This window comes from Arthrobacter horti (genome assembly GCF_030731045.1).
GTDB classification, from domain to species: Bacteria; Actinomycetota; Actinomycetes; order Actinomycetales; family Micrococcaceae; genus Arthrobacter_E; species Arthrobacter_E nanjingensis.
In genome coordinates, this window is sequence record NZ_JAVALS010000023.1 from 1 (window position 1) to 18,140 (window position 18,140).

An 18,140-nucleotide genomic window follows, 5' to 3' on the forward strand; every position below is an offset into this window, starting at 1 on the left:
GACAGATCACCACGAACTGGAAACAAGCCCTCGCCCAACTCGCCCTGGCCTACCCCGACCGAATCCAGCCCTACCTCTAGAAACCCGGCAACGCCCCGCTTACACAAACAACTTGACAGGCTCATCCTACTAGGAGGGGTCTGACAGAGTTTTCTCAGTCAGAAAAAGGTCAATTCTCAAACCCCACCAGCCAATGAACGCCGAACCTGTCCACCACCTGGCCGTCGGTGGCTCCCCATGGCCGGACCTCGAGCGGCTCCACCACCCGTCCATGCTCGGCCAGCTGCCCGAACCAGGCCGTCAGTTTCTCCGCCGGAGCCGTGCCCAGCAGCGAAAGCATGAGCCCCTCCGACCGCAGCGGCCGGTCCTCACCCGCCGCGTCGGCTCCGCCGAGCTCCACCAGCCCGCTCAGCATGCCGTGCGCGATCGAGTCTCCCGGCCCGTCGTCGCGCCCGAACTCCGCGAAAGTGTTCAGCTGCAGCTCACCGCCGAAGACGCGTTGATAGAACTCCAGCGCCTGCCGCGCCGTACCCGGAAAGTGGATGTACACCAGAGGATGCGCCATGCGCTCAGTCAAGCAGGAATGGAGGGAATTGCCCATGGCGCTCACGTCGGATGAAAGGAACCGGGGGCGACGCCGGCCATGGTGAGCGCTCCCCATTCCCGGGAAGCTGCCGGGCCGGTAGGCTCACAGGCGGACACCAGCTTTTCCCGGTGATCCGCCCAGGATGACCGGCCCGCCCGAACCACCGCAGAGGAGATCATCATGAGTGAAGTCCCGCAGTACCAAGCCCAGCAGCAATACACGCCGCAGAAGAGCGGCACCAACGTTCTGGCGATCCTGTCCTTGATCGGCGCCTTCATCATCAACATCGTGGGCGTGATCCTCGGCATCATCGCCCTGGTCCAGATCAAGCGGACCGGTCAGCGAGGCAAGGGACTGGCCATCGCCGGCATCGTGATCGGCGCCCTGTCGATCATCATCGGCATCGTCGTCATGGTCTCCGTGCTGGGCAGCCTGGCCTCGCATTGCGCCGATCTCGGCCCGGGTACGCACGTGGTCGGCGGCGTGACGTACACCTGCAGCTGAGCCGCCGGCTCACAGTATCGGCATAACGGACGACGACGGCGGGAGCCTCCCGCCGTCGTCGTCCGTTTAATGCGGCGAGCATCAGTGCTGCGGCAGCACGCGCGTCCCTTCGATGCGGACCGCCTGCAGATCGTTCACGTTCAGGCCCAGCTCCCGCAGGATGGTCGGCGCGATCTGGGTGGTCTCCACCGCGGAGGTCACCGTCCGGGCCGCGCCGCCGACGCCGCTCGCGACGACGATCGGCACGTGACGGTCCTGCGCATCGGCGCCGCCGTGCTCGGCGATCTTGCCCTTGCCGCCGGTGTACACCACGCCGTGCTGGACGATGCCGAACACATCCGGGATGCGCTCGTCCGTGGTTAAGGTGTGGAAGTAGGACGCAACCTCGGCGCCCGCGTAGACCGTGCTCAGACCGGACGCCTGCACGCTCAGGGGGGCGCCGTTGATGTCGTTGCCCGCCGCCGCGTTCGCCTCGAGGTACTTCTTGGCGAAGTCTGCGGCCGCCTGCGTGTGCTCGGTGAACCAGAGCTGCATGACGTCGTCGTTGGTGGAGAATGCCACCAGGTCGCCCGCGTGACCCGCGGCGCGCCAGGCCGTGTTGAGCCCATCGACGATGGGGCCGTCGTCCACGCGCTTGAGCGATGCCGGGTCCATGGGGGACTGGCCGTGTTTGGCGGAGAGGATCACCGTGGTCTTCTTGGCGTCCGGGCTCGCGGCGATCGCGGAAGTCAGCGCGCCCACCTGGGTGTCGATGTAGTCCAGCGCCTTGGACAGCAGCGGGCCGGGCGTGGTGCCGTCGGCCAGGTAGCCTCCGGCGAGCCCGTCGGACTTCGGCAGCTTCTGTGCGGTGGAGACGCTCTGGAAGTTCATGCCGAACACGCCCGGCTCGCCCACCTTGGTGGTTCCGGAGTGATCCTTGCCGCCGATCTCATTCAGCACGGCCTGGACCTTGTACGAGTCGTACTGCTGAGTGGCCGCGTTGTCCTTGGTCCAGTCGCCATTGAAGCCCGCGATGGCTGCGGAGGAGTTGATCTCCGGCGCGAACAGATCGTCGATGCCCTGCCCGGACGGGCCGCTGAGAATGTCGTAGGCGGCGTGCTTGTCCGACCACGCCGTGCGCAGACCGGCCTTCTTGGCCACCTCGAACACGGTGTTCACCTTGAGGTACTGGTTCGGGTACACGGGCTTGCAGGTCTTCGGGTCCACCGGCAGCTGCGCCGGATCCAGGAGGCTGCGCGGCGTGCCGGTCATCTGCAGGATGCTGTTCGGCAGATTCGCCAGGCCCTGACCGGCGTCGAGCGCGTTCGGATCGCGGTCCGCGGCCTCGGTGTAGCTGACCTCGCCGCCCGGCGCGGTGCCGGAGCAGTCTGTGGTTCCGGCCGGGAACAGGGCTCGGTTCCAGGTGTCGTCGTAGTAGACGCCGGTGGTGCCCGGGTTGCCGCCGGTGACTTGGCCGACCATGCCGGGGAAGGAATCGGATGGGACCGGGGTCTGGGCCTGGGTGTAGCTGGTGCCGCGGTTGACCAGGGCGGCCAGTGCGGACGCCGGGTGGGCCTTGACGTACCAGTCGAGGTCAGACTGGTGCAGGCCGTCCACGGAGAGGAGGAGGACGTGCTTGCCGGAGGCGGCCTTCTGCGGGGCGGCGTTCTGGGCCGTGGCCGACGGGGCGGCGACGGCTGCCGTGGCGATTCCGGCGGTGGCGAGTGCGACGCCGAGTGCTGCCGCGGCGACGCGCTGAGGGGAGGACTTCACGGGGATTCCTTTCGGAACGGGGATGTCATCGACGGGCCGCGGGGGCGGCCCCTTGGCGATTCTGACAACCCGTCACGCACGCCAGGGCGCTCGCGGGCAATGTGCACCGAGAGTTCGCTCCCTGTTCCGCCGCCGGCTCACCGCTGTCCGCCCAACTCCCGGGGAACTGACAGCTTGGGCCCGCAGATGACGACGAATCGCCGCTTCGCGGCGGCGGGCCACGCGGCATCGGTGTGTGGACTAGGCCGTCTTGCGGCGCCGCTTCTTGACTGGAGGGATGTCGAGCACGGGAACGGCCCTCATCATGAATCTGTCAAAGTGCGGGACAGTGAATGCGGCGTAACCGTGGGACGGTGTGTAGAGCAGGCCCATGCTGATCAGCTCGGCGCGGGTCTGACCCAACTGGGAAGACTCGCGGCCCATGAGCGAGGCGACGTCGGACGCCTTCTGAGGCTCGGGGCCCAGCTCGGCCATCGCCCTCAGATATGCGATCTGCAGCTGTGTCGCCCGATCCAGCCGGACTCTGAAAAATGACGAATCGAGCTTGGCCTCATAGGCGTTCTGCGCGTCCTTTACGTCCTCCAGCGTGATCGATGGCCCGTTGGATATCCCCCATACTTGGTACCCGAGTTCCTGGAGGAAGTAGGGGTATCCGTCCGTCAGTTCGAAGGCCAAAGGCAGTGCTTCGGCTTCAATCGACACGCCTTCTTCGCTGGCGGGCTTGACCAGTGCCAGGCCGGAGTCCGGCCGGCTCAATCGGCCGATACTCGGAAAGCGGAACAGTCGCTCGGCATAGGATTTGGCGTCTCCGGCCAGTTCTGCGATCTGCGGCAATCCGGCGCCCACAAAAGCCACAGGCAGCTTTCGCTGCACTGTCTTGTGAATGGCCTGGATCACCGCCTCGAGCTGAGTCTGGGTCAGGAACTGAACCTCGTCGAAAAGTAGAACCACTCCGGTCCTCTGTTCCTTCGCGGCCTCCCCCAACGCGACGAGGACGTCGGTGAGATCCAGTGAGAGATTGTTGTGATCCCCAAAGCCTTCGGCAGCATCAACGTCAAGGGCAATCGTGGGAGCGCCGGATGACGGATCAATTGACAGGCTGAATGACTTCAGAATCCGAGCGGCATCCTTGAGTTTGGCATTCCACTTGGCTGCGGGGGAGATCTGGAAGAGTACCGTACGAAGCTTCGAGTACAGGATGCTCCTGAACTGGCTGTCGTCGTGCTTGCTGGCTTCGAACTCGACGATCTTATGAGATTTAGGCAATTTTATGTAGATCTAATAAAGGATCCTAAAGCTTGCAATGTGGTTGCCGACGTCGTATTGCCTCCGCACATGACGACGGCGGCGGGAGCCTCCCGCCGCCGTCGCGCGCTACTGAGCCGGTTGAGTCAGCGCGTCGGCGACACCACCATCGCCGAGCCGCCACCGCGGCGGACGGGCTCTGCTGCCGCGACGAGGCTGCCGTCCGGACGGAACTCGATGGCCGTCTCCGCCCCGATCTCCGAGGCCGAGGTGAACGAGTCACCCGACGGAACCAGCTTGTGCCCCAGCGCCGTCAGCCCCGCACCGTACTCAGAGATGAACGCCGGCTCCGCCACCACCGTGGCGCCGTTCCGCGGGGCGGCTCGCGGTGCCGCGATCGCCTGGGAGACGTCCATCCCCAGATCCACCCGGTTCAGAATGGTCTGCAGCACCGTGGTGATGATCGTGGACCCACCCGGCGAACCCAGCGCCAGGAACGGCTTGCCGTCCTTGAGGATGATCGTCGGCGACATGGACGAACGCGGCCGCTTGCCCGCCTCGATCCGGTTCGGGTCGCTCGCGCTCCAGACCGTGGAGAAGTCGGTCAGCTCGTTGTTCAGCAGGAAGCCGCGCCCTGGAACCACCATGCCGGAGCCGCCGGTCTGCTCGATGGTGAGCGTGTACTCGGCCACGTTCCCCCAGCGGTCGGACACGGTCAGATTCGTGGTGGAGATGTTCTCCGTGTCGTGCTCCCGGGCCAGTGGCGCCGCGCCGCCCGGGCATACGCCGTCGTACGAGCTCACATCACCCGGCGCCACCGGCTTCGGCAGCGCCTTCGTCGGGTCGATCAGGCACGCGCGCTCCTTGCCGAACAGCGGATCCGTCAGCGCCGCCGTCGGGACGTTCACGAAGGCCGGATCGCCCACGTACTTGCCCCGGTCCGCGAACGCGAGCGAGCTCGCCTCGAAGTAGTGGTGCAGCGCCTGCGTACTGTCCATCCCGGACAGCTAGAAGTTCTGCAGGATGTTCAAGGCCTCGCCCACCGTCGTCCCGCCGCTGCTGGACGGCGCCATGCCGTAGACGTCCAGGCCGCGGTAGTTCACGTGCGTGGAATCCTGGTCCACCACCGAGTACTTGGCCAGATCCGCCGCCGTCATGGATCCCACCGGTACCGGAAGGGTGGTGTCCGGGGATTTCGGCGGAGCCTGCACCGTCTGCGCGATCTCCTGCGCCAGCGGACCCGTGTAGAAGGCCTTGATGCCGTCCTTCGCCAGCAGCCGGTACGTCGCCGCCAGATCGTGGTTCTGGAACACACTGCCCACGGCCGGGGCGTCGCCGCCGGGCAGATACAGCTTGCTGGTGGAGGTGAACGCCGCGAAGCGCTGCTTGTTGTCCAGGGTCTGCTGGCGGAAGGTGTCATCCACCACGAAGCCGCGGTCCGCCACCTTGATGGCCGGTTTGAGCGCCTCGCCCAGGTTCATGGTGCCCCAGCGTTCCAGCGCGCGCTCCCAGGTGGCGGCCGTGCCGGGCACGCCGACGGAGACGCCACTCGTCACGAGCTGCGGGGTGAAGGGGTACGGCTGCCCGGTGGCCGGGTCGATGAAGGCGTCGTGGGTGATGCCCGCGGGCGCCGTCTCACGGCCGTCGATCGTGCTGACGGTCTTGGATTTCGCGTCGTAGTAGACGAAGTACCCGCCACCGCCGATGCCGGCGCTGTACGGCTCGGTGACGCCGAGTGTCGCCGCGGCTGCGACGGCGGCATCTGCTGCGGTGCCGCCCCTTCGGAGCACTTCCAGGCCCGCGGCGGAGGCCTCCGGGTCCACCGTGCTGATGGCTCCACCGTAACCGGTGGCCGTAGGGGTCTTCGCCGTGGGCCGTGGATCCGCCTGGGCCAGGGGTGTGGAGACCGTCCCGGCGGTGAGCGACAAAGCGAGCGCCGCGACTGTCGCCGCGGCGCGTCTGGGTAACCGATTCACGTGATTCCTCCTCATTGAGTCATGCAACTTGACGGTTCTGTCACGCTACTGCCGCCGCTGGACAGGGGCAATGGATGTCCGACGACGACGGCGACTCGCCCGGGCGCGCCCGGCGGCCGCCCGCCGTCGTCGGCAGTCATTTACGGCAGGGCATTGACGCGCGGCCCTGTGATCCAGGACACTCAATCTGGGATCCCGGGATGGGATCCCAATATTGAGACATCAGGAGACATCGTGGCGACCGACCACCAGACTCTGGCCGCGCTCGACCCCAGCGGCCGCCTGTACAACGAAGACCTCGCCCCCGCCACCGAGCGCAAGTGGTCCACGTACAGCTTCTTCGCCGTGTGGATGTCCGCCATCCACAACATCGGCACCTACACGTTCGTGGCCGGCCTTTTCGTCATCGGCCTCACGGGATGGCAGGTCCTGGCCGCCATCCTGATCGGCACCGGCATCCTTTTCTTCGGCATGAACTGGGCCGGCCGCATGGGCCAGCGCACCGGGGTGCCGTTCCCGGTGATGGCACGCATCAGCTTCGGGGTCTGGGGTGCCAACATCCCCGCCCTGATCCGCGCAGTCATTGCGATCTGCTGGTACGGCATCCAGACCTATCTGGCGTCCATGGCCGTGGTGGTCCTGTTGCTCCGCATCGATCCGGCGCTGCAGAGCTGGCAGGATCAGAGCTTCCTGGGCCTGTCCCTGCTCGGCTGGGTCTGCTTCCTCCTGCTCTGGGTGCTGCAGCTGGTGGTCATCACCCGCGGCATGGAGGCCGTGCGCCGCTTCCAGGACTGGGCCGGCCCCATCGTGTGGGTGGTCATGCTTGCCATGGCCATCTGGCTACTCTCCCAGGCGCACTGGAACATCCCGATGGATCTCTCCATCGCCCCGCTGTCCGGAGGGGATGCGTTCCTGGGGGTGCTCACCGGCGCGTTCCTGCTCGTGGCCACCTATGCCACGATGCTCCTGAACTACTGTGACTTCACCCGCTTCGCCGTCTCCGCCAAGGCCGTGGTCCGCGGCAATTTCTGGGGCATCCCGGTGAACTTCGCCGCCTTCGCGGCCATCAGCATCACCATGACCATCGGCACCGTAGTGGTGTTCGGCAAGGCGATCACGGACCCGGCGCTCATCCTGGCCAAGGTTCCGGACACCACTGTTCTGGTGGTGGGCGCCGTCATGTTCATCGTGGCGACCATCGGCGTGAACGTGGTCCTGAACTTCGTCTCGCCGGCGTACGACCTGGCCAATGTGTGGCCCAAGCACATCACCTTCAAGCGCGGCGGTCTCATCAGCGCCGTGCTGGCGCTGCTGGTCATGCCATGGAACCTGTACTCCAATCCCGTGGTGGTGAACTACTTCCTGGGCGGTCTGGGTGCTTTCCTCGGTCCGCTGTTCGGGATCATGGCCGCGGACTTCTACCTGGTCCGTTGCGGAGTGGTGGACATCAAGGCGCTGTACCGCTCGGATGAGAGCGGCGAGTACTTCTACCGCAAGGGCGTCAACCCCAAAGCCGTCGCGGTCTTCATTCCCACGGCCGTCGTGGCCGCCGTCCTGGCCCTCGTCCCGGCCTTCAGTGCCGCGGCCGCCTTCGCCTGGCCCGTCGGACTGGTGAGTGCGGGGCTGGCCTACTACTTCGTCATGGGAGGTGCGCGGCGGTCTGGTGCTGTAGCCGACGCGGGCACCCAGGGCGATGACCTCACCGAGGTCGACCTGGAGGGCGCGGTCTAACGCTCAGACCGCCCTCTCCGCAAGGGGCTGCACCGGAGTCTCCGGTGCGGCCCCTTGTTTGTCCCTCCTGGACCGTTGCGCGCAGAACCCTTGACGCGCCGTCGTCATCGCGATAACGTACAACCAAATGGTTGTAGATCAGCTCCGAACCCCCGAGCCGGAAGAACTGGACAGGCTCTTCCAGGCGCTCGCCGACACTACGCGGCGTGACATCCTCGCGCGCGTTTCGCTTCAGGAGCGCTCCGTGTCCGGGCTCGCCGCCTTCTACGCCATGAGCTTCGCCGCCGTTCAGAAGCACGTCGCCGTGCTGGAGCGCGCGGGGCTCGTCCGGAAGGACAAGAGGGGGAGGGAGCAGATGGTCAGTGCCGATCACGAGCGGCTGGCCCTGGCCCGCCAGGCGCTGGACCGCTACGAAGAGATCTGGCGGGAGCGCTCCCTCCGGATGGACCGGATCCTCGCCGAAACGCCGCGGGAAACCACGTAGGACAGGAAGGGAATGACATGACAGTCGTCAGCTCGGTCAAGGACCTCGAGGCCCTGACCCTCACCATCGTCAATGAGTTCGACGCCGGCGTGGACCGCGTCTGGCAGCTTTGGGAGGATCCTCGCCAGTTGGAGCGCTGGTGGGGGCCGCCCACCTGGCCGGCCACCTTCACGGACTTCGATTTCACCGTCGGCGGCGAGGCCAGGTATCACATGACCGGTCCGGAGGGTGAGAAGGCCCACGGCTGGTGGAGGTTCCTGGCCATCGGCCGGCCCGCCAGCCTGGAGATCGAGGACGGCTTCGCCGACGCGAACGGCGAGCCGGACCTGAGCCAGCCCTCCGGGAGGATGCGAGTGTCCGTCGAAGACCTCGGTGGCGGCCGCACCCGCATGACCATCGCATCCCACAACGACACGGTCGAGCAGCTCCAGGAACTGATCGAGATGGGTATGGAAGAAGGAATGAAGGAGGCGCTGGGCCAGATCGACGCCATGCTGGCGGAATGAGAGCGCGCCTCACGCAGAAGAGGCGGCGCGGACGCACGACGACGGCGGCACTCGAGTGAGTGCCGCCGTCGCCCATTGCGCCGGCCTTCGTCAGCGAGGGGCTGCGTCGGGGGCCTGCGTCAGTGGTGGCCCGGGTCAGCGGGACCGGCTATCAGCCGGCCTCGGTCCGTCGGCGCTCAGCTCCGCTGACCCCGGCATCGACGGCCGTAGCGTGCCGGACCGCCGCCCGCCGTCCGGTGGGGCGCCGTCGTGCTTTCAGCTGCACTGCGCGGCCGCCCTGGAACCGCCACCGCGGCGCGAGGACCCGCAGCGGACCTTGCTGGATCACCCAGAGAAGCAGCCACGCGCTGACGAAGAACCATCCGGCTCCGGCGGCGGGTTCGTCCACTCCGAGCAGGAGCAGGACCAGCCGGAGCGCCGCGTACTCGGCGGCCCCGGACAGCAGCGCGAGAAGGCTCGGCCAGTCCTTGTCCCAGCGGCGCTGTTGCAGCCCGTGGTACACGAGTTCCCACAGCAGCCCCAGCCCGGTCATCAGCAGGACCATGAGGACCGCTCCGGCCCGGCTCACGCCGAACCACGTTCCGGCGAGCAGCGCCCAGGGCAGCGCCACGAACACGGCCAGCAGGAGCCTCGTCTGCAGGCGGCCGGACAGCGAGAGCATCATGGCTGCCGCCCTCCCACCCAGCGCAGCCACTGGCTCACGGAACGCCAAGAGCCGAGCCGTCGGCCGACGCCCCGCTCCGCCAGCGCATCGGCCATACCGAGGGCCGCGCTCTGCATCCCGTAGAACGAATCCACCGGGCCCAGCGGTGCGCCGCGGGTGATCATCCCGGACGCCAGAAGCAGCCCGGGGCCCCGCGAACCCTGGACCACGAAGTCGTCGTCCACCCTCAGCGATCCCAGCGGATTGGCCTCTGCCAGCCCGGCATCCACCAGCTGCGCCGCGAGTGGATGATCCACCGCCCGGCCATTGCGTCCGGTGGCGTCCACCGCGAAATCCAGTTCCAGGCTGAGGCGCCGGCCATTGCTCAGCGAGATGCTCGCCTGCACGCAGTCTGGGAACTCGGTGAACGCCGTGTTCTCCCCGCGCACGGCCCGGTACCAGCCATCCGAACGGGCCTGCCGGAGCTCCTGCACCCACTCCCGCCGGTATGGCGTGGACGTGGCACCCAGCTCTGCCAGCAGGTCCAGCCGTTCCTCTTCCGGCAGCGCCCGGGTGCGGTCAAGCAGCTGACCACTGAAGGCGCCCTTGGGGAAGCTGAACGGCTGGTAGCGGAAGCCGTCCCCGGTGCGGGCCAGGCCGGCGTCGTGCGCCTCTTCCTCCGGGCCGCCGGGCTGCGGCGAGTCCGTCCGGTAGCTGCGGAAGACGTGCCAGATCTGAAGGTCGACGCCACCCTCCCGCTTGGCCTGGATCAGCCGGTGCAGCGCGCGGGAGGCCGCGATGCCATTGCCGCGCAGCAACACGGACCCGCCGCGGGCGGCGAGCTCGCGGTAGACGTGATCGTGCGGCTCGTAGGCGTGGACCACCCGTTCCGCCCCGTGCTCAGCGCGGAATCCGCCCGCGTCCTCAGCCACCCGCGGCCCTGTGGCGCCCAGTCCCAGATGAAGATGGGTACAGGTGAGGGCCATGGGCCGGCCTTTCTGCCGCCGTACCAGGACCCGGTACCGGCCATCCGGCAGCCGGTCGACGGCGGTGGCCTGGCCGCGTACCAGCATGGAGGGCCAGCCGATGCGCCGGGCCTCCCGCTCCAGGGTGTCCGTGAACAGGCCCAGAGGCGGGGTGTAGGGCTGGTTCAGGAGCGGCTCGCCCAGGGTCTTCAGCATCGGCAGGGGTGAGTGGTCCCGGAGCGCCTGAGTCATGGCATAGCCGGGGAACCCCCAGATGTTGTCCATGCGGGAGGAGGAGTCCGAGCGCAGGGGGCTGTCGTCCAGCATGCCCGAGGCCCGGCAAGTGGCCTGAAACCCCTCCCAGGGCCAGGCCCCCGAAGAGACCACCCGGATGTCCGCCTTCTGCACGCCGCCGATGCGGAGGCGGTCCACCAGGGCGAAGGAGCTCAGCCCGCCCCCGATGGAGACCACCACGGCGTCCCGTGGCTGAGGTTCGCGGCGCCGTCCCATGCTTCAGCGCTCCGTGACGACCACGGCCTCGAGGGCCTGCGCCTTGGTCTCCACCGCGTAGACGGCCAGCATGCCGACGCCCAGGATCATGGGGATCAACGAGATCAGTGCGGACACTCCGATGCCGGGTGGGACGATGCCTGTCACGGACATGCCGAGTGCCAGCACGCCGCCGAGCTTGCCGGCCCCCGCCACCACGGAGGCCCCCCGGGCGCGAATGCCGGTGGGGTAGATCTCCGCGGAATAGGGCGTGATGACCGCTGTGGCCGCCCAACTGCTCACCAGCAGGAGGCTGACCAGCGTGACCAGGAGCGGACGGTTCCCGGCCATGTGGTCGCCCGCGATCACATAGGCCAGCAGCACCACCGCGGTGAGGGAGGTGGACAGCAGTAGGGACCGGCGGGCGCTCCACCGGGAGTACATCCAGGCGACGACGGCGCTCACCGGCAAGGCGAACAGGGCGCCTTGCGCGAGGATCCCGTTGATCTCGGCCACCGAGGTGCCGCCGGAGCGGGTCAGGTTGGTGGGGAGCCAGACCAGTACACCGAAGGAGATGCCGCCCCAGGCTGCGGCGCAGGCCACCAGGCCGCTGGTCAGGCCGGTGAACGGGCGGGCGAAGACGTCCTGCAGCCCGGCGGTCCGGACGGGCTGCGCCACCGGGAGCGGTGCGCGGTAATGCTGCAGGACCTTCAGGGCCTCGGCCCGGTGCCCATGAGCCAGGAGATGACGGGGCGATTCCGGGATGAACCGTCCGGCGAGAAGCAGGACGGCTCCGGTGCCGACCCCCATGAGCCAGAGGATCCTCCAGCTGTAGACCGGCATGAGAAGCTGCGCAGCCTGGCTGGCGATCACGAACCCCAGACCGGTGCCCGCACCAGAGACCAGGACCAGGAGCCATCCGCGACTTGGCGTGGGCATGATCTCGGCGAGCAGCGCGAAAGCGGCGGGCAGCATCCCGCCGGCGCTGATGCCCATGACGAAGCACATGGCCACATTGCCCCAGAAGTCCGGCATGGCACCGCAGACCGACGTGTAGACGAAGAGGACGGCCGCCAGGAGGATGGCGGCCCGGCGTCCGAAGCGGTCCCCGAGGATGCCCCAGAGGAGGGACCCGATCACGGTGCCCAGGATGCCCATGAACGGCAGCAGGGCCACGGGCGGAGCACCTGGGACCGGATGGCCGGGGCTGGATACCCCGTACTCTCCGGCGACGGACGGCAGGATCAGGCTGAAGGTGAACGGCTTCTGGGTGTCGATGGCGACGGCGAAGATGAGGACCAGGACCAGCAGCCAGTGCCGTGCCTGCATGCGGTCGGTGACGGTGTGGGTGACGCCGCGGGCCACCGTCTGCTGAGCGTCCGCGCCGGTGTCCTTCCGGGGAGGTGCCAGCAGTGCGGCGGTACAGAGGAGCAGGCCGGCGGCGCCCAGGACCATCCCGACGATCATGAGCGGGTCCATCGGCATCCCCGCCAGCATGAAGCCCATGTGGGAGGCCATGAGGTACATGGGCAGGTGAAGGGCGACGCCGGCGAAGACCAGGGCGATGCCGGCCAGGAAAGCGAGGCGTGCGCGCCCCGGAGTGCGAAGAAAGTCCATGCTGGCCTCCAGTGGTCTGATGGCGGTGCGGAGATGAGGTGATGCCCGGCGACGCCGGCCGGGACAGCGGGACGCCGGAGCCCCCTGACCGGGGAACGGGCTCGGCAGACCGTTCCCCGGACGGGGGCTCCAGACGATTCAGGTGGACGACGCCGGTGGTGGGGCCGCGCTGTGGTGCGTGCCCTCCACCGGGCTGTCCGTCACCTCCCGAGCAGGCTTCCCGTGAGGGAACCCACCAGGTGGGTGACGCCGGAGACCGCACCCGTGCGAGCGGTGGTTCCGGTGGACGGGGCCGGGGTGGTGGTGCCCGTCCCCTGGGTCACCACGGCGCCGCAGGTGTAGCTGAAGGTCAGCGTGCGGACCGTCTGAGCGCCTGACGGCGAGGTGGCCGTGACGCGGATGGTGAACTGATGGGTCCCCGTGGCCGCCGTGCTGGTCAGGGTGCAGCTGGTGCTCTGACCGGCCTGCAGGGTGGAAGCCGCACAGGACAGGTTGCCGTTACCGGAGGGGAGCGTGCCGCCCAGACCGTTCACCGGAAGGGTGCCGGTGTTGGTGATGGTGAAGCGGACGGTCATCGTGGACCCCGGGGTGACCGGAAGGACGCCCTGGCTGATCGGCTGGCCGTTGACGGTCAGGCCGCTCAGCTCGATGGCGGTGGTGCCGGTCGGCTGGCCCGGGGTGCCGGGGGTGCCAGGGGTGCCGGGGGTGCCGGGAGTGCCAGGGGTTCCGGGGTTGCCGGGGGTTCCGGGGTTGCCGGGCTGGCCGGGAGTGCCGCTGTCGCCCGGGGTGCCGGGGTTCGTGACCGGTGCGGGCACCAGGCCGGCATTCCAGTTCAGATCCTGCTGGTACCGGGTGATGCGGATACGGTCGGACTTGCCGTTGGCCGGGTTCGCATCCGAGGTGGTCCCGTGGACGGAGCCGGGGACGTGCTGCGGGGCGAACGCCGTCCCGGACGGCAGAGACGACTTATCGAAGGTCAGGAAGTAGTCGGACGGATCCTGACGGGGCGCCACGTTGCTGAAACGGTAGCTTCCGTCAGCTGCGGTGACCTTGGTCCCGTAGACCGTGCCGTTGGCATCGCTGAGGATCACGCGGACGCCCGGGACCCCGGGCTCGCCGGCTTCCATGATTCCGTTCTTGTTCGTGTCCTTCCAGACCTTGCCGCCGATCGCCGTGTCCCGGGACTGATTGCTGAGGACTGGCGTGACGGCGGTCTGCACCAGCCACTGGGCGTTATTGAGCTGCCAGTCCAGGGGGATCCTGGTCAGGCGGCCCGGATCGGCCAGCAGATCGGTGGCGTTGCCCAGCTGACCTTTGACCGTGTTGACGGCCGTGGGAACCGGGTTCTTCACGATGCCGAGAGCGCCGCCGACAGTGCCCTTGACGTAGTTGACGGCGCCGTTTGGAACGCTGCCGATGGTCCCGTCCTCGACGTAACCCAGAAGATCACGCGGATCGGTGCTCGGCAGCGCTTCCTTCGGGACCAGATAGCCCAGGAACTGTGTGGTCTGCAGATTCAGGACGTCCGTGGCGCCACTGGTCTTGTCGACCAGACCGCTCAGTGGGCCCTGACCCACCAGCTTCTGTGCCGGGTCGATCACGGGACGGCCCAGCTGGCCGACGCGGTTCGTGATCGGGCACAGGTCCAAACCACCGCCGGTCCCCACACGGCATGGGTTCAGCGGGGCGTCGGCTGCGGGGACCGGAGCTCCGGCGGCACCCGGCGTGGCGGTCATCCGCAGATTGGCGAAATCGATGTTTCCCCAGTTCAGTGCGGTCTCGGCGTGGATGACGTCCACCATGACGCTGATCCGGTACTTCTTGCCGAACACCAGCTTGGAGCCGTCGAACCCTGCCGAGACATGGTTCCAGGTGTTGGTGGGCATGGTGCCCTGGGGGCCGTACGCGGTGGTGACCACCCGGCCGGCGTCGTCCAGGATCTGAACGGTGAACGACGAATGGCCGTCACCCACCACCAGATTGGTCTGCCGCAGATCGAAGTCGACCTTCCAGCTGGCCGCACCGGCGGTGTTGTAAAGGAACTCAGGTGAGTTAAAACGACCCACCGAGGTGTTGGGGACGCACGGGGCCACGCCGAGTGAGGTTCCGTTGACCCGGTAGAACGGTTCTCCGTTGGGGCCTCCCGCATTCGGGTGCGAGAAGTTCCAGTTGGCACAGGTCACACCACGGGCCCAGCACCAGGGTGAGTACTCCTGGTAGCCCTGCCAGTCGCCCGCGCCCGGGTAGACGTTCGGTGCGCCAGGGACGGCCACCTGAGCGGTTCCGTAGCTGGCGCCGGGAGTCGTGGTGCCGCCTGCGCCCGGAGTCCACACATTGCGGTTGGGGTCCGGGTTGGTCAGGGACAGGCCGTTGAGCCGGGGAAGCGTGGGCAGGATGCCACCCGCGCCGGGCCGGTTCGGGTCGCCGGGGGTTCCCGGGTTCGTGCCGCCCGGCTGACCGGGCAGGTTCACTCCGGGAAGACCCGGAACGGGAGAGCTCACCGGCGACGTCGTCGTGGTGTGCTGGCTGGTCGTGGACACCGTCTGGGCGGCCGGGAAGGCTCCCGGGGCTGCGAACGCGGTGCCGCTGACGCTGATCGCCGCGGTGACCGTAACGGCCAGGGCGGCAGCAGTCTTGGCTGCGAGAGATGCAACGCTGCGCTGGGGGAGAGCGAACGCTCCCCAGGCGACGGGGGCATCTGCGCGATGCCGTCCGCGTTGGGTTGTGCGGGACATGGTTCTACTCCTTGTCAATCTGATGTTCCAGGCCCGGGGACGTGCAAGGCACCAATTCGGGCGTGGGGAAGCAATGACTGTTACTGAGCAAACGTGTGGTCAGGTGGCCGCGGCCTCGTGAAGGCCTGAAACCGGCCATGACGGGTGGCTCAGTCGGGGGAGTAGTCGGGATCAGCGGTGCGGGACGCCGGTGGCAGCCACGAGTAGCCGAGTGATTCGTGGGGGGACGCCGCCGGAAGGGGGATGAACGTCAGTGAGAAGAAGCCTGTGGGTCCGCCCGAGTCCTGCCTTGAGCTCTGTGAACCGAATCCGGCGGACATCAGATCCTGGGCCGGCGAAGCGGGCGGTGCCGGAGCCTGCGGCGTGCCGCTGCCGGGGCTCAGCGCCGGTTGCGCGACCGGTGGCGCAGCCACGGAGAAACCCAGCCCTGGGGACTCGACGTGGAAAACCGCAGTCGGTGCGCTCAGAGCGCGGGGCGCGCTGGCCGTCGTCGTCGGTTCGATGTGGGGAAGTGCGGGGGCCGGTTGGGCGGCGCGGACGACCGCCCGCAGGGGCGGTGTCGGCTGGGCCGGCGTCGTCGGCCTGGCCGGGGCCGGGGTTGTCGCCGGCGCGGCGGCAACCGGGGTTCCCGGGCCGAGGACTGCGCCGACCGCTGTCTGTGTGGTCGCCGGGACCTGCGAGAGACCCAGCGGGCGAAGCGCTGAGCCGGCAGCGCCGGTGACCTGAGCTGTGACAGCGGAGACCGAGGTCGTCAGCCGACCCACCGACTCCAGCGTCGGTGCGAGGAGGCGGTCGGTCGCCGTCGTCGTCACCGACGTGAGTAACGGTGTGGAGCGAAGCGTGCGGTCAAGGGTGGATGAAAGCGCCGGAAGTGTGTGGGAGGTGGTGGTTGCGACCCGATGGAGCAGGCCGGGCACCAGGCCGCGCGCTGCGGGCCGGTGGTCGACGACGGCGCGGTGCGAGGCGGGCGGTGCGGTGCGACGCGGCGTCGGGGCGACGGGGTGGGCCTCACCTTGGTGAGGCGTGCTGGGTGGGGGGTTCTCCGCTGCTGAGGCGGAGTTGCTGAAGAACAGGCAGGCGACGAATGCCGCCGCGCAGCCGAGGGCCAGGCGAACGGTCAGATGGCGAAAAGCGCGTCGCATGATCCCTCCTTTCTGCGCGGGACATGTCATGCGGGAAAGCCGGGACGGGGCCCTGGGAGGGCGGATCCGGGGTGATCCGCCCTCCCAGGGCTGGTCTCAGCCCTGCTTGCGGCGAGAGCCGCCCAGGAGGAACAGGCCGCCGACCATCGTCACCAGGCCGGTGGCCAAGGTGGCGAGAAGGCTTCCTGCGCCCGTGGAGGCGAGCTCACGGCCCGCATCCGCGGCGGCGTTGCTGCCGGTGTCGGTGCCGGTCAGGGCGTTGGCGTTGGCGTTCAGAGCCTGACCGAGCTCCTGTGCGAGGACCGGTGCGACCCCTCCGATGCCGGTGCCGGTCGTGCCGCCGGTGGTTCCTCCGGTCGTGCCGCCGGTGGTCCCGCCGGTGGTCCCTCCGGTCGTTCCGCCGGTCGTGCCTCCGGTGTTGCCGCCGGTGGTTCCTCCGGTGGTCCCTCCGGTGGTCCCTCCGGTCGTTCCGCCGGTGTTGCCGCCGGTGGTTCCGCCGGTGGTCCCGCCGGTCGTTCCGCCGGTGGTCCCGCCGGTGTTGCCGCCGGTGGTTCCGCCGGTGAGACCCTGGGTGAGGTTGCCGATGGTGTTGGTGACCGGGCTGACGAGGTTGTCAGCCGTGGTTACCAATGCACTCAGCGGGCTGATGAGGGCGCCGGTCGGAGCACCTGAGTTGGAGCCGCCCGGTGTCGTGGTCCCACCGCCAGGCAGAACCGGGACGATGGACTGCAGACCGGGAACCGCTCCGAGCAACGCGCTCGGAAGGTCACCGGGGTTGGACACGGGCTGATCCGGAAGACCCGGCAGATTGCCCGTCGTGCCGTCTCCATCGGGGAGGAGGCCGCCAATCGCATCAGAAATTGCGGTAAGAGGATCACCTGCGGGCGAGCCAGTGCTTCCGCCGTTGCCGGTGCCGGGCAGGCCCGGGAGACCCGGGAGGGTCGGGGTTCCGCCGTTGCCGGTGCCGGGCAGGCCCGGGAGACCCGGGAGGGTCGGGGTTCCGCCGTTGCTACCGTTGAGCCCGCCAATCAGATTCTGGACCGTATCGGCCAGACTGCCGGTTGGATTGGTCCCGCCAGAGCCAGGCTGACCGGGGAGGTTCGACGTTGTCGCGTCGGCGACACCCTTGATCAGGTCGAGAACTGTGTTGGCCAATCCGGATGCCGGACTTGTCGGGTTGCCGCCGTTGTTACCGCCGGGCAGACCCGGGAGGGTCGGAACGCCGGGCAGGCCCGGGGTTCCACCGTTGTTACCGCCGGGCAGACCCGGGAGGCCGGGCAGGCTCGGGGTTCCACCGTTGTTACCGCCGGGCAGACCCGGGAGGCCGGGCAGGCTCGGGGTTCCACCGGGGATCAGGCCGGTGACGGTGTTCACGACGTTGCCGAGCAGGTCGGACGGGTTGGGAACGCCGGGGGTTCCCGGGTTGCCCGGGTTGCCGCCGTTGTCACCGCCCGGCAGACCCGGGAGGCCGGGCAGGCTCGGGGTGCCACCGGGGATGAGGCCGGTGACGGTGTTCACGACGTTGCCGAGCAGGTCGGACGGGTTGGGAACGCCGGGGGTTCCCGGGTTGCCCGGGTTGCCGCCGTTGTCACCGCCCGGCAGACCCGGGAGGCCGGGCAGGCTCGGGGTGCCACCGGGGATGAGGCCGGTGACGGTGTTCACGACGTTGCCGAGCAGGTCGGACGGGTTGGGAACGCCGGGGGTTCCCGGGTTGCCCGGGTTGCCGCCGTTGTCACCGCCCGGCAGACCCGGGAGGCCGGGCAGG

The 18,140-nt window shown here is 68.4% G+C and carries 12 protein-coding genes and 2 pseudogenes; 4 read left to right on the forward strand and 10 right to left on the reverse strand.

Translation table 11 applies throughout. The features are described from left to right. Positions 1-169: 169 nt before the first annotated feature. Positions 170-565, reverse strand: a complete 396-nt coding sequence (locus Q9R02_RS16300; RefSeq protein WP_305997765.1) for a VOC family protein — start codon at positions 563-565, stop codon at positions 170-172. Between the two features lie 201 nt (positions 566-766). Here Q9R02_RS16300 and Q9R02_RS16305 point away from each other — a divergent pair, with 201 nt between their 5' ends. Beyond that, entirely contained in the window at positions 767-1,090 is a 324-nt protein-coding gene (locus tag Q9R02_RS16305; protein WP_305997766.1) for a DUF4190 domain-containing protein, read from the forward strand. 81 nt (positions 1,091-1,171) lie between these two features. Here the strand turns inward: Q9R02_RS16305 and Q9R02_RS16310 are convergent, their stop codons facing one another. From Q9R02_RS16310 to ggt, 3 genes and pseudogenes are all read right to left on the reverse strand, one after another. Next, positions 1,172-2,842 (reverse strand): alkaline phosphatase family protein, encoded by a 1,671-nt coding sequence (locus Q9R02_RS16310; protein ID WP_305997767.1) that lies wholly within the window; start codon positions 2,840-2,842, stop codon positions 1,172-1,174. A 240-nt stretch (positions 2,843-3,082) separates the two neighbouring features. After that, positions 3,083-4,108, reverse strand: a complete 1,026-nt coding sequence (locus Q9R02_RS16315; RefSeq protein ID WP_305997768.1) for an ATP-binding protein — start codon at positions 4,106-4,108, stop codon at positions 3,083-3,085. A gap of 125 nt (positions 4,109-4,233) precedes the next feature. After that, a pseudogene (gene ggt, locus Q9R02_RS16320) lies at positions 4,234-6,078 on the reverse strand (gamma-glutamyltransferase). Between the two features lie 219 nt (positions 6,079-6,297). Between ggt and Q9R02_RS16325 the strand changes: the two are divergent. From Q9R02_RS16325 to Q9R02_RS16335, 3 genes are all read left to right on the forward strand, one after another. Then, entirely contained in the window at positions 6,298-7,794 is a 1,497-nt protein-coding gene (locus Q9R02_RS16325) for an NCS1 family nucleobase:cation symporter-1 (RefSeq protein WP_305997769.1), read from the forward strand. Between the two features lie 127 nt (positions 7,795-7,921). Then, the gene (locus tag Q9R02_RS16330; RefSeq protein ID WP_305997770.1) at positions 7,922-8,278 is read left to right on the forward strand and encodes an ArsR/SmtB family transcription factor; all 357 of its coding nucleotides are present in this window, start codon (positions 7,922-7,924) and stop codon (positions 8,276-8,278) included. 17 nt (positions 8,279-8,295) lie between these two features. Further along, a complete protein-coding gene (locus Q9R02_RS16335) occupies positions 8,296-8,784 on the forward strand; it encodes an SRPBCC family protein (protein ID WP_305997771.1) in 489 nt (162 codons plus the stop codon). 151 nt (positions 8,785-8,935) lie between these two features. Here the strand turns inward: Q9R02_RS16335 and Q9R02_RS16340 are convergent, their stop codons facing one another. The 6 genes and pseudogenes from Q9R02_RS16340 to Q9R02_RS16365 form a co-directional block, all read right to left on the reverse strand. Beyond that, on the reverse strand, positions 8,936-9,448 hold the full coding sequence (locus Q9R02_RS16340; protein WP_305997772.1) for a hypothetical protein: 513 nt from the start codon (positions 9,446-9,448) through the stop codon (positions 8,936-8,938). Then, positions 9,445-10,902: an FAD/NAD(P)-binding protein gene (locus Q9R02_RS16345; protein WP_305997773.1), complete on the reverse strand. Its 1,458-nt coding sequence runs from the start codon at positions 10,900-10,902 to the stop codon at positions 9,445-9,447. Before Q9R02_RS16345 ends, Q9R02_RS16340 begins: the two co-directional genes overlap by 4 nt. 3 nt (positions 10,903-10,905) lie before the next feature. Beyond that, positions 10,906-12,498, reverse strand: a complete 1,593-nt coding sequence (locus Q9R02_RS16350; protein ID WP_305997774.1) for an MFS transporter — start codon at positions 12,496-12,498, stop codon at positions 10,906-10,908. A gap of 200 nt (positions 12,499-12,698) precedes the next feature. Next, complete coding sequence (locus tag Q9R02_RS16355; RefSeq protein ID WP_305997775.1) at positions 12,699-15,233, reverse strand: SdrD B-like domain-containing protein; 2,535 nt, start codon at positions 15,231-15,233, stop codon at positions 12,699-12,701. Positions 15,234-15,382: 149 nt separating this feature from the next. Beyond that, the gene (locus Q9R02_RS16360) at positions 15,383-16,375 is read right to left on the reverse strand and encodes a hypothetical protein (protein ID WP_305997776.1); all 993 of its coding nucleotides are present in this window, start codon (positions 16,373-16,375) and stop codon (positions 15,383-15,385) included. A 96-nt stretch (positions 16,376-16,471) separates the two neighbouring features. Beyond that, positions 16,472-18,140, reverse strand: a pseudogene (locus Q9R02_RS16365) (hypothetical protein); the annotation flags it as partial.

What these genes read in the sequence shown, in the direction of transcription:
- Q9R02_RS16300 (WP_305997765.1), bottom strand. Translation starts at nt 565, where the DNA reads ATGGCGCATCCTCTGGTGTACATCCACTTTCCGGGTACGGCGCGGCAG.
- Q9R02_RS16305 (WP_305997766.1), top strand. Translation starts at nt 767, where the DNA reads ATGAGTGAAGTCCCGCAGTACCAAGCCCAGCAGCAATACACGCCGCAG.
- Q9R02_RS16330 (WP_305997770.1), top strand. Translation starts at nt 7,922, where the DNA reads ATGGTTGTAGATCAGCTCCGAACCCCCGAGCCGGAAGAACTGGACAGG.
- Q9R02_RS16335 (WP_305997771.1), top strand. Translation starts at nt 8,296, where the DNA reads ATGACAGTCGTCAGCTCGGTCAAGGACCTCGAGGCCCTGACCCTCACC.
- Q9R02_RS16340 (WP_305997772.1), bottom strand. Translation starts at nt 9,448, where the DNA reads ATGATGCTCTCGCTGTCCGGCCGCCTGCAGACGAGGCTCCTGCTGGCC.
- Q9R02_RS16345 (WP_305997773.1), bottom strand. Translation starts at nt 10,902, where the DNA reads ATGGGACGGCGCCGCGAACCTCAGCCACGGGACGCCGTGGTGGTCTCC.
- Q9R02_RS16350 (WP_305997774.1), bottom strand. Translation starts at nt 12,498, where the DNA reads ATGGACTTTCTTCGCACTCCGGGGCGCGCACGCCTCGCTTTCCTGGCC.
- Q9R02_RS16355 (WP_305997775.1), bottom strand. Translation starts at nt 15,233, where the DNA reads ATGTCCCGCACAACCCAACGCGGACGGCATCGCGCAGATGCCCCCGTC.
- Q9R02_RS16360 (WP_305997776.1), bottom strand. Translation starts at nt 16,375, where the DNA reads ATGCGACGCGCTTTTCGCCATCTGACCGTTCGCCTGGCCCTCGGCTGC.